We start from the raw sequence: 11,707 nt of genomic DNA on the forward strand, positions 1-11,707 counted from the left end.
TTTTATCTATGCAGTCGATTATTGGGATATGAGAAACTTTACCGAAACTGGGATCGAATGGATCGTTCATGAAATTTCCTCCTTTATACTTGTAAATAATAAACTTAGCTTTAATTTACTTTAAAGATAGGATAAAATAACACTTGGAAGACTAGCATGAATTTTAGATGGATGTATCAAACTAAATTATAGTAGTGCTTTGGCTTCGCATTGTATTTTTTTTTGAAAACATGAGATAATCAATAAGATATAAAAATGAGTATGAGGAGATGCAGTCAGGCGTGCTAGCTGTACCAGAGATAAAGAAATTATTACAAGAACACCAATTATTGCAATCACTTGTGATCGCACCAAAAGCAGAAATGTTTACCGAAATTACATACGATTCCCGTAAAGCTGGAGCCCAAACGCTATTTATCTGCAAGGGTAATTTTAGACCTGAGTATTTAGCTAGTGCCAAAAAAGCCGGGGCAACAGGCTATGTGGCGGAACAGTATTACCCAGAAGGCGATGGGATGACCGCGATCATCGTTTCCGATGTTCAAAAAGCAATGGCCTTGTTGGGTGCTGCTTTTTACGATTATCCCCAAAATGAATTGTTCATCATCGCTTATACGGGGACAAAGGGCAAAACGACCTCGTCTTACTTTGCCCGTGGGATCTTAGAAACAGCGACTGGCGATCGGACCGCGTTATTTTCCACGATCGACCGGATCTTAGGACCTGAACCAGACCAACGTTTTAAATCCAACTTGACCACACCCGAGTCCTTGGATCTATTCCACGATATGCGTCAAGCGATCAATAACGGGATGAATCATTTAGTCATGGAAGTCTCCTCACAAGCTTATAAGAAGAGTCGTGTCTATGGCCTGAAATATGATATCGGGCTATTTTTGAATATTTCACCTGATCATATCGGTAAAAATGAACATCCGACTTTTGAAGATTACCTGTTCTGCAAAGAACAACTACTTTTGAACTCTAAGACTTGTGTGATCAATGCTGAAACAGCACATTTGTTGGATGTTTATCAAACAGCTAAGGCGAGCGTAGGGACCGAAAATATCTATCTTTATGCCCGCAAAGATGCGCAGCTGAGTTTTGATGTGCCGGTCGATTTTGAGATCGCTAATGATTTTGAAGATCTTAAACAAAGTGAATTTAAATTGAGCGCTAAGACTAAAAAAGCACAGGCCTTGGCGATCGATGGCACTTATACGATCGCTTTAGCGGGTGATTACAATGAAGGTAATGCGGCGAGTGCGATCATCGCTTCAGCTTTAGCCGGGGCACGTAAAGCAGTCGCACAAGAAGCTTTACCACTCGTTAAAGTTCCCGGTCGGATGGAAATGTTAACGTCCAAAGAACACGGAACGGTCTACATTGATTATGCCCATAATTATGCAAGTCTGAGTGCATTGCTCAAATTTTTACGGCAACAGACACATGCCGGAAAGATCAGAGTCGTGGTCGGAAGTACCGGTGATAAAGGGGTCTCACGGCGCGAGGGCTTTGGGAAAGCACTGAGCGAAGAAGCTGATATTGCTTACTTGACGACTGATGATCCTGGATTTGAAGATCCAATGCAGATCGCCCAAGAGATCGATGCGCATATCGATCATGAGCGTGTTGAAGTCATTTTTGAACTTGATCGTAAAAAAGCGACCCGTTTGGCGATCGAAGCTAGCACAGCTGAAGATGTTGTTGTTTTAGCGGGCCGCGGTGAAGATAAGTATCTAAAAGTTAAAGGTGAAGAGATTTTATATCCGACCGACGTTGAATTGGCACAAGAGATTTTGGAGGAACTAGAGTAATGGCAATTGAAACAGCAGATTTTACCCCGATCCTTTTGGGGAGCGATTTTAATGTGTACGGCATGGCGCGTTCATTTTATGAAATATTCCATAAGCCGGTCAAAGCATTTGCGCAACGAGAATTAGCTCCAACACGCTTTACAAAGATCGTGGATCTCGAATTGATCGATGGTTTTGCTGAAGATCCAGTCTGGATCGAAGAGATGTTAAAGATCAAAGAACGCTATCGTGACCATGCAGAACCGGTCATCTTGATCGGGTGTGGCGATGGGTATGCAGAGCTCATCGTGCGCCACAAAAAGGAATTAGAGGATGTCTTTGTTTGTCCATATATCGATGTTGATATGTTGCATCAGTTGAACAACAAGGAAAACTTCTATAAGGTCTGTGAAAAATATGACCTCCCTTATCCTAAGACTCAAATTATAACCAAGGAAATGCACGACAGCGGTGAGAAGATCGAGCAACCATTTGACTATCCGGTAGCTTTAAAACCGGCTAATAGTATTGCTTGGTTAGATGTTAAATTCGAAGGACGTAAGAAGGCTTTCCGGATCCAATCGCGCGAAGAATTTGACCGGATCGTTGACTTATCCTACACTAATGGCTATACGGGTGATTTTATCTTACAAGATTTCATCCCAGGTGATGATAGTAACATGCGGGTCTTAAATGCCTACGTTGACCAAGATCACAAGGTCAAGATGATGTGTTTAGGTCATCCATTATTGGAAGATCCAGCTCCATCTGCGATCGGTAACTATGTAGCGATCATGCCAGAATACAACCAAGAGATCTATGATACGATCCAAAAATTCTTAGAAGAGATCAAGTTTACCGGTTATGCTAACTTTGATATGAAATACGATGTGCGTGACGGCAAATACAAGCTCTTTGAGATCAACTTGCGCCAAGGCCGCAGTAGCTTCTTTGTGACCTTGAATGGTTATAACTTGGCACAGTGGGTCGTACGTGATTACGTGACGGGTGATCTTAAGGACGCAGAAACGCTTTACTGCAATGAACATAACGACCACGCTGCTTTATGGTTGGGTGTTCCAGTGAAGACTTTCAAAAAATATGCCCGTGAAAATGAAGCAAAGGAACGTGCTTTAGAGTTGATCAAAGAAAACCGTTATGGAACAACATATGAATATTCTGAAGATATGAATCCTAAGCGGTGGTTATTGATCAAGTGGATGAACCACAATTATGTAAAGAATTTTGCCCGTTATTTTGCAGAAAATAAAGGATAAGATACGATGAAAAACTTTTTTACAATTATCGGTGGTATGGGAACGATGGCGACCGAAAGTTATATCCACCAGTTGAATTTACGCACTAAGGCGCACCAAGACCAAGATTATTACAACTACACCTTGGTCAATCATGCGACAGTGCCAGATCGAACGGCGTATATTTTGGATAATACCAAGCCTAACCCGCTACCAGAATTGATCGAAGATTTTAAGCAATATGCGACGCTGGGACCAGACTTTTTCACTCTACCATGTAATACGGCGCATTATTTTTATGATGAGCTTGCTAAAGCTGTCGATGTGCCGATCTTACACATGCCTAAAGAAACGGTCGCTGAGATCAAAAAGCGCTATCCGGAAGCTAAAAAAGTCGGCTTAGTTGCAACGCAAGGTACGATCCGTGATCAGATCTACGATAAAGAGATCTTAGCTGCTGGCTATGACTTAGCTAAGCCAAGTCCAGCCGTTCAAAAGATGACTGACGAATTGATCTATGATGATATCAAGGAACAAGACGTGGTTGATGGTAAGCTATTCCATGACCTAGTAGCCCAAATGATCCAAGAAACGGGCTGTGATGTTGTGATCTTGGGCTGTACTGAATTATCACTTGCCCAAGAGCGCGAACCGATCACTGACTTACCGATCGTGGATAGCCAATCTACTTTGGTCGACCGTACGATCGAGTGGGCTGATAAAACACAAAAGAGTGTGAGATAAAGCGATTAGCGCCGTACGGATAACGGGAAAATCACCTTGATGCGTTTTTGGCATCATGGTGATTTTTTTGTTATCTGCTAGGCGTTGCTTTGACGAACACGTTTCAAAAGAGTGTGAGATAGCTTTTTTTGATGCTAAAGAGACTGTCGAGTGTAAAGTTTCCTTCCGCAAAGCGCGTGAGTTAGTCAAAATACTGAAAAAGTGAACAGATCAAAAAGTCGTTAAACAAGGGGATAGTCTTGTTTAACGACTTTTTGGCAATTATTAGTTAGAGAGTGAGATCGATGAAACTATGTGACACGTGGACAGGGGCAGCCTAAAAAGTTAAGCAGGATGTTAAGACTACTTACCACAATGTCAATAGATCGAGCTATAAGCTGGGGTGGGCGCAACCACTAAAAGCTAACAGCACCGATTCATCACCTCTTTCATTATGGATAGTTGAGGTTCTCTCAACGTAGATAAGTATATACCTCAGTATTTTGCGAAAAACTATTGATTTTCTACCAAAATATGCATATATAAGCCTAGCTTTATTTTAAGCCGATAATAAAATTTATCTGACTTATCAAAATTTAAAATTCACTTAAACATTTACTAAGTAAGGTAAAATAATTTTCGGGGAAAATAGTTGATATAATCGGATTTTTTATGGACGTTATTTTAAAAAACATTGTAATGATTACTTTAGTATTGCTCACAATTGAACTCGGCGGTATGATAACAGTAGAGTTTAAACAAAGGGGAGAGAAATGTGAAGAAATGGTATGAAGCACTAGATCAAGAAGATGTTACTTTTTTACATCAGTTAGCACAGGCAAATTTTAAGCTGTCAAAATTATCTGCTGAGACAGGGGAATCGTATTTTATGCTTAAAAAGCGGATGCAAAAGTTAAAACATGCTCTAGTTCAAAAAACAACGGGAGATAGTGATTTTAAGGCGTATTTGGATTTTTTAGTCGAGCAACGGATCTTACCCTGCTCGATCGCAAAAGTTCTATACCAAAAACATTTAGAAGGATTAGAATGATTAAAAAAAGCGCGATAATTGCCCAGCATAGATAGATATGGTATTTTAAGGTATGTAATAAATTTAAAAGTTTAGAGGCAAATTGATGAAAAAAGGAATATTATTGATCAATCTTGGAACACCTAAAAGTCCGAATGTTAAGCACTTACGACCTTATTTAAGATGCTTTTTAGGAGATAAGCGTGTGATCGATACTCCAGATATGATCTGGAAACCGATTTTGGAATTGATGATCTTACCCCGGCGACCTAAATTTTCTGCTCAGATGTATCAAAAGATCTGGTCAAAAGAATACGGTTCACCGTTGGCCTATTATACTAAGCGGCAATGTGAATTATTACAGGCTCTAGTACCTGATACAGTAGTCAAATATGCTTTTAGTTATAGCGAGCCTGATATTGCTCAGGTTTTAGCAGAATTTGAAATAGAAAAAATAACTGATCTGTGCATCGTTGCGCTTTATCCGCAATATTCGACAACAACGGTGGGCTCGGTCAGTGATGATGTGATGCATTTTTATCATAAGCGTACTTATATCCCAAATATTAAATTTATCACTTCGTTTTACGAAAATGAGACTTATTTGAAATTAGTTGCTACTAAGATCAAAACTCAGTGGGTAAAGAAACCATATGATAAATTGATCATCTCATATCACGGTATTCCAGTCAGTTACGTCAAAAAGGGAGATCCTTATCAAAGGCAATGCGAAGAAACGACTGCCAAACTACAAGCATTATTACCAAACATCGAGATCTTACATACATATCAATCAAAATTCGGACCGGCTAAGTGGTTAGAACCGGCAACTGATGCGACCGTCGATCGTTTACCTAGCCAGGGGTGTAAGAATCTACTAGTGATCTCACCGTCATTTATATCTGATTGTTTGGAGACGAAGTATGAGTTGGGGATCTAGAATCGAGAGATCTTTAAAAGAGCAGGAGGAAAGATTTTTGATGTCGTACCTTGTTTGAACGATGATCCCGAATTTATTGAGATCTTACATGACTTATGTGAGGTAACTAATTACAGATAAAAAGAAGACACAATGAGGCGTATTTTGCGTCATTGTGCCTTCTTTTTATCTACTGTCTAACCCAGCCAGCGGTAACTACTATGTTAATTCGAAGGCCAAATAGCGACTTAGAACATACCCTTTGTTTAGGTTATCCTAAAAATATATTTCGCTTAGCTTTAAAATGTGCTATGATAAATTTGAAAAGTGAGGGGGATCTATAATGAAGGTCAAAGATTTTGTCGTAGCCTTTTTGACAGAACAAAATATTAATGGGATGGCTGTCAATTTGATCGGGAATTTGGGTAAGACTTTACGCTTGGCTCAAACGCGTTATCCCGAATATAATAATCTTTTTTACGATAAGCGACTATGGACTGGCAAACGTGATATCACTAGTTGTATGAGCTATCCAGTGACTAAGTTAGAGGGGCTCTATGTTACCGCAAATACCGATAAGACGGCAAATGAGCAATTAGTTCAGATATTTAAAACTAAGTTACTACAGCTAAAAAAAGAATTGGCAGAACTTCCAGAAGAACGACCAGAACGCCTGTTATTTACCGGGATCAATGCATTGTTTAAGCGACCAACGATCTTTGTGGAGACAAGAGATGAATTATATTTGATGCTTGAGGATAAGTTTCAAGCATCAGAAAAAGTGATGTTAGCACGATTTGATTTCTTTAATTTGGGGATCTTTTCATACAAGGATGTCGCTTATTATGAACTAGTTACAGCTACTGGAACAGAACTTTCAGGATCACAGCTCGAAAAGCATGATCTCACGGTGATCTTGGGTCAATTATTAGCTTTTATGACGATCGCAGGGATCACGCAAGCAGATTATGCAGCAATGAGTGCTTATTTCAGTATGTCAAACTACTAGAAAATAATAGGCATAAGAAAGAAGCTCTGTGAAAACAGCTTAAGCCATTCTCACAGAGCTTTTCTAAAACTATTTACTCTTTACATATGTAGTCAAAAAGGGGGGGGCCCCCTTTTTCATTTCATTAAAACAGATGTGCCAAAATTGGTAATAACCAGATCCAGAAAATACAGCTTACTGCAAAGAAGACAGTTGAAACTGCAACTGAACTTGCACCTTCTTTAACGTAAATGTTGTAGCGACTAGAAATAATAATTCCGGAAAATGCCGGTGGCAAAGCAGTCGCCAAACAAAGCATAGAGATCTTAGTTGGATCTGACCCCATACCACAAAGATAAGCGACGAGCACAATAACTGCAGGAGTTAGGAATAATCTAAAGAAGGTATTCCAAAGTACTTCTTTATCAATTGAGAACTTAACTGTCGATAAAGCGAGCCCGGCTGCTAAAACAGCGACCCCGGCATTAGCTTTAGCAATTAGGTCAAAAGTTGGTGCCCAAGCAGTTGGGATTCTGATCCCAATTAAAACACAAAGCACCGCAATTAATGGAGCAGCAGCCACTGGTTGCTTAATAGCGTCAATTACAGATCTCAAAGTTGGATCCATTGGTTTATGAGGTTCATCAGCATGGTCAGCAATTTCTGCTCGAGCCAAGTCGATCTCACGTTCTAATCCCTTTTCTTTTAGAGCCTTAGCTTCGGCATCAGTAACTGGAACACCATCGGGAATAGTCACCATGACTTTTTGCTTGATTTTAGTGGACCCTTGCTTCTTTATATCTTCTACTTCTACGTTAGTTCCCTTATTATTATTTGCTTTAGCCTTCTTTTTAGCTATAGCTTGCCCCTTATTGATCAAAGCTAACCCCAATGGAATAGTGATCGCATTGACAACAATGGATACGATCCCGATGACAAGGTTAGTTGATGCGTTATTCCCGTAGATAGGGTCTAAAACAGCAAAACCAAGGAAACCAATTGTGGGAGAACCAGCGATCAAGGCACAAACCGCCGCTTGCGGGGTAGTTCTATGGAAGAACAACTTATCCAAATAGTAACTTAACATAAATAAGCCTACAACACCAAAAATAGAAATCAGCGTTAAGATAATGTCTTGCGCAAACATTTTTCTTGTAGCTTTAACGATCGAAATGAATAAAGCGGCTGGTAATGCGATATTAAGAACTAATTTATTTAGCCCTTGCCGTTGGTCATTATCGAAAAAGTAAAATTTTCCGCAAAGATAACCGAGTAACATGATCACTAAAATTGGACATATATCATTTACTAAAATGCTAATCATTTACATAACTTCCTTATAATTATATTTGATAGGTGTTACATTCAAGTTGACTATAACACTCATCATAATATAAATCAAAAATTTAAGATTTTAGCTGATGTTTAAGCGTAATTTTACATTTTTATAGATCAGCGCCATAAGTAGTAGTAACTAAATATTTTATTTTTTGATATAAAATTTCCGATAGTTTTTTCTTGCTAATAAATATAAAAAAAGTTATAACTTAGGTGTGGGTATCCAATTTGTAATTTGGTACCTTTATATAAATTGATTACCATGGAGGGTGCGTTATGGTAGATAAATCTTTAAGTAGGACTGGTGCCAGTTTATTAATTGACGCTTTACAAAAAAATGGTATTAATAACCTGTACGGAGTTGTAGGTATTCCGATCACTGATTTAGCTAGATTAGCTGAATTACGTGGGATGAAGTATTACGGCTTTCGTCGCGAAGATTCAGCTGTAAATGCTGCAGCTGCAGCTGGATTTTTAACTAAAAAACCTGGTGTTGCGATGACAGTATCTGCACCGGGATTTTTAAATGGTCTAACTGCTTTAGCTCAAGCAACAAAAAACTGTTTTCCATTGATCATGATCTCTGGTTCTTCGGAACGGCATATTATTGATTTATCTCAAGGAGATTATGAAGGCTTAGATCAATATAATGTTGCCAAGCCTTTCTGCAAAAAAGCTTATCGTGTAGACAGAGCGCAAGATGTTGGTTTAGCAGTTGCACGTGCTATTCGGACTGCTGTTTCTGGTAGACCAGGTGGTGTTTATCTTGATTTGCCAGCAGATACGATCGCACAGTTAAACGAAGATCTGGGTGAAAAGAACATGGGTGTTTACAAATTAGTTGACCCTGCTCCTTTACAAGAACCTAGTGATGCAGCGATCGCTCGGGCTGTTGATATTATTAAGCAAGCTAAAAAGCCGTTAATAATTCTTGGCAAGGGTGCTGCGTATGACAGGACTGAAAAACAAATTCAAGAATTAATAGATAAGACCAACATCCCGTTCTTGCCAATGTCTATGGCTAAGGGACTTGTTCCTGATGACAGCAAACATTCAGCTGCTGCAGCTCGTTCATTATCGTTAAAGAATGCTGATGTTGTAATTCTAGTAGGTGCTAGATTAAACTGGATGCTTTCATACGGAAGTGCACCTCAATTTAACCCTAATGCTAAGTTTATTCAATTGGATATTGAACCTACGCAATTCGATTCTGCTCAAAAGATCTCTGCCCCTCTTCAAGGTGACTTGACTTCTATTTTAAACAAGTTAGTCCCAGCTCTTACAGCGACAGGATATAAAGTTCCTTCTGATTGGACCGAAGCTATTGCTCAAGATACTGCGAAAAATGATGCAAAATTTGCTAAGCGGATCCAAGCTGGCGAAACCAATCCAAAATTTGGCTATTACGGTGCGATCGAACCTATCAATGAATACTTCCAAGACCATCCAGACACTTATCTTGTAAGTGAAGGTGCTAATACCCTTGATATTGGTCGTGATATGATCGGTATGAAATTGCCACGTCATAGACTTGATACTGGTACTTGGGGCGTTATGGGTGTTGGCATGGGATATGCCATTGCCACTGCTGTTGAAACTGGCAAACATGTAGTTGTTTTAGCTGGTGATAGTGCCTTTGGTTTTGATGGGATGGATGTAGAGACGATCTGTCGCTACAAATTGCCTATCACCGTAGTGGTCATTAACAATGGTGGTATTTATAACGGTATTGATAATGTGGTCCCTGATCAATTAGGTCCAACTACCTTAGACCCAACTGGGAGATATGATCTGATCGCTAAAGCATTTGGCGGCGATAATTATTATGTAACTAATTATCAAGAGATGAAAGATACTTTTGCTAAGGCAGTTGGATCTGGCCGACCAAGCCTCATAAATGTTCAGATCGATCCATCAATGGGTAAAGAATCGGGACACATTGGCAATTTAAATCCAACCTTAAACTTAAAACCACTTGAAGAAGCGGAACAAGAAAAACTTGACAAGGAGTGAGTGATAATGAGTGAAAATGAGAAAAATGAACAAAATGCATATGCCCCATTAAAAGGGATCAAAGTTATTGACTGGACTCAAGTTCAATCTGGTCCTTCATGTACTCAACTTTTAGCTTGGTTAGGTGCTGAAGTTATTAAGATCGAACGGACTAATACTGGTGATCCCACTAGAAATGAATTACTTGATATCGAAGATTCTTGGAGTCTATATTTCTTACAATTGAATGCAAATAAGAAATCCTTAACTGTAGATATCAAGACCCCTGAAGGTAAAAAGATCATGTACGACTTGATCAAAAAAGCTGATATCTTCGTGGAAAATATCGCTCCTGGATCTGCTGATAGAAATGGCTTTGGCTGGGAAGAACTTCATAAAATGAATCCTAGATTGATCTACGCTTCATTAAAGGGCTTCAACCAAGGTTCACGTTTTGAAAATGTTAAGGCCTTTGAACCAGTTGCTCAATCTGCTGGTGGGGCTGCCTCTGCTACTGGTTGGAACAAGGGTAAAGACAATGTTCCGACCCAATCTGCCGCTGCTTTAGGTAACTCGAATTCAGGGATGCACTTAGCTATTGGTATCTTAGCAGCTTTACTACAACGTGAACATACTGGTGAAGGGACCTTCGTTTACCAATCAATGCAAGATGCTGTATTAAATCTTTGTCGTATTAAATTACGTGACCAAATTATGTTGGACAATCTCGGTGCGCTTCCTCACTATGCTGTTTACCCTGACTGGAAATGGGGTAAGGCGATCCCACGAGCAGAAAACACTGAAGGTGGCCAAGTTATCGGCTGGACCTACAAAGCTAAAGGTTGGGAAACAGATCCAAACGCCTATGTTTATATTGTTATTCAAAATGAGAACAAGAAGTGGGATAAACTATGTGAAGCAATGGGCCACCCAGAATGGGAAACAGATCCAAGATTTATCGACTGGCAACATCGTCAATTACATAAGGAAGAGCTTTATCCATTGATCGAAGCTTACACTATGCAATACGATAAGTACACTTTGACTAAAGATCTCGGTGCCGCTGGTGTTCCAGTTGGTCCTATTCTTGACTGGCATGAACTTGAAAATGATCCTGATTTAAATAAGGATGGTGCGATCGTTACTATCGACCAAGGTGGGAGTCGTGGTGACTTTAAGACTATTGGTTTACCATTTACGCTTTCAAATTATACTCCATCCTACGACCGTGCACCAGATCTAGGTGAAAATAACAAGGAAATTTTGACTAAGTTAGGTTATGATCCAGATCAAATTGAAGACTTAGTTGACAAAGGTGTTATTTCTAAAGTTAAAAGCCCTAAGAACCCACGAGTTCACGTTATTATCGATGGGAAAGAACACTGATCGCTCACTTAAAAGCTAGAGTAAAACTTTTTGCTGACAAGCTAGATATTTCATAGTGTTGCCACGGTTTGTTCATTTTACCTCAAATGACAATTAGCGTTCCACACCAAAAGTTTACCTATTTTGCTCAATATCCGTGGTCAAGGGTATGGGGCTTGTGAGTTGAAAGGTCAATTATAAGACCAGCTTCGTTTGAGGCTGGTCTTTTTTGAACGATGATCGCGCTGAAGATGATAAAAGTAAAAAAGAGACTATCTCACACCATTAGCAAAACAGTGT

8 protein-coding genes and 1 pseudogene are annotated in these 11,707 nt (G+C 39.5%); 8 read left to right on the forward strand and 1 reads right to left on the reverse strand.

Annotation, left to right across the window (positions count from 1 at the left end):
* Positions 1-269: 269 nt before the first annotated feature.
* The 6 genes and pseudogenes from ABT996_RS03005 (at position 270) to ABT996_RS03030 (ending at position 6,733) form a co-directional block, all read left to right on the forward strand.
* Entirely contained in the window at positions 270-1,817 is a 1,548-nt protein-coding gene (locus tag ABT996_RS03005) for a UDP-N-acetylmuramoyl-L-alanyl-D-glutamate--2,6-diaminopimelate ligase (protein ID WP_052006312.1), read from the forward strand.
* Complete coding sequence (locus ABT996_RS03010) at positions 1,817-3,073, forward strand: carboxylate--amine ligase (RefSeq protein ID WP_010690124.1); 1,257 nt, start codon at positions 1,817-1,819, stop codon at positions 3,071-3,073. Before ABT996_RS03005 ends, ABT996_RS03010 begins: the two co-directional genes overlap by 1 nt.
* 6 nt (positions 3,074-3,079) lie before the next feature.
* A complete protein-coding gene (locus ABT996_RS03015) occupies positions 3,080-3,796 on the forward strand; it encodes an aspartate/glutamate racemase family protein (protein WP_010690125.1) in 717 nt (238 codons plus the stop codon).
* A 754-nt stretch (positions 3,797-4,550) separates the two neighbouring features.
* Positions 4,551-4,826 (forward strand): hypothetical protein, encoded by a 276-nt coding sequence (locus ABT996_RS03020; RefSeq protein WP_035446981.1) that lies wholly within the window; start codon positions 4,551-4,553, stop codon positions 4,824-4,826.
* An 85-nt stretch (positions 4,827-4,911) separates the two neighbouring features.
* Positions 4,912-5,865, forward strand: a pseudogene (hemH, locus tag ABT996_RS03025) (ferrochelatase).
* Positions 5,866-6,067: 202 nt separating this feature from the next.
* Positions 6,068-6,733: a hypothetical protein gene (locus ABT996_RS03030; protein ID WP_010690128.1), complete on the forward strand. Its 666-nt coding sequence runs from the start codon at positions 6,068-6,070 to the stop codon at positions 6,731-6,733.
* 124 nt (positions 6,734-6,857) lie between these two features.
* On the opposite strand, the gene ABT996_RS03035 is transcribed toward ABT996_RS03030, so the two are convergent.
* Positions 6,858-8,036 carry an AEC family transporter gene (locus tag ABT996_RS03035; RefSeq protein WP_035446979.1) on the reverse strand — a complete coding sequence of 393 codons (1,179 nt, stop codon included), beginning with the start codon at positions 8,034-8,036 and terminating at the stop codon, positions 6,858-6,860.
* Positions 8,037-8,326: 290 nt separating this feature from the next.
* Here ABT996_RS03035 and oxc point away from each other — a divergent pair, with 290 nt between their 5' ends.
* Both oxc and frc read left to right on the forward strand, forming a co-directional pair.
* On the forward strand, positions 8,327-10,063 hold the full coding sequence (gene oxc / locus ABT996_RS03040; protein ID WP_010690130.1) for an oxalyl-CoA decarboxylase: 1,737 nt from the start codon (positions 8,327-8,329) through the stop codon (positions 10,061-10,063).
* Positions 10,064-10,069: 6 nt separating this feature from the next.
* Positions 10,070-11,428, forward strand: coding sequence for a formyl-CoA transferase (gene frc, locus ABT996_RS03045; protein WP_035446977.1), 1,359 nt, complete (start codon positions 10,070-10,072; stop codon positions 11,426-11,428).
* Positions 11,429-11,707 lie beyond the last annotated feature (279 nt).

This window comes from Ligilactobacillus sp. RTP31139st1_D10_RTP31139_211217 (assembly GCF_040226755.1).
Classification (GTDB): domain Bacteria; phylum Bacillota; class Bacilli; order Lactobacillales; family Lactobacillaceae; genus Ligilactobacillus; species Ligilactobacillus animalis.

Bases quoted from the DNA above. Each gene is read 5' to 3' on its own strand.
- ABT996_RS03005 (WP_052006312.1), top strand. From the start codon at position 270: ATGCAGTCAGGCGTGCTAGCTGTACCAGAGATAAAGAAATTATTACAA.
- ABT996_RS03010 (WP_010690124.1), top strand. From the start codon at position 1,817: ATGGCAATTGAAACAGCAGATTTTACCCCGATCCTTTTGGGGAGCGAT.
- ABT996_RS03015 (WP_010690125.1), top strand. From the start codon at position 3,080: ATGAAAAACTTTTTTACAATTATCGGTGGTATGGGAACGATGGCGACC.
- ABT996_RS03030 (WP_010690128.1), top strand. From the start codon at position 6,068: ATGAAGGTCAAAGATTTTGTCGTAGCCTTTTTGACAGAACAAAATATT.
- ABT996_RS03035 (WP_035446979.1), bottom strand. From the start codon at position 8,036: ATGATTAGCATTTTAGTAAATGATATATGTCCAATTTTAGTGATCATG.
- oxc (WP_010690130.1), top strand. From the start codon at position 8,327: ATGGTAGATAAATCTTTAAGTAGGACTGGTGCCAGTTTATTAATTGAC.
- frc (WP_035446977.1), top strand. From the start codon at position 10,070: ATGAGTGAAAATGAGAAAAATGAACAAAATGCATATGCCCCATTAAAA.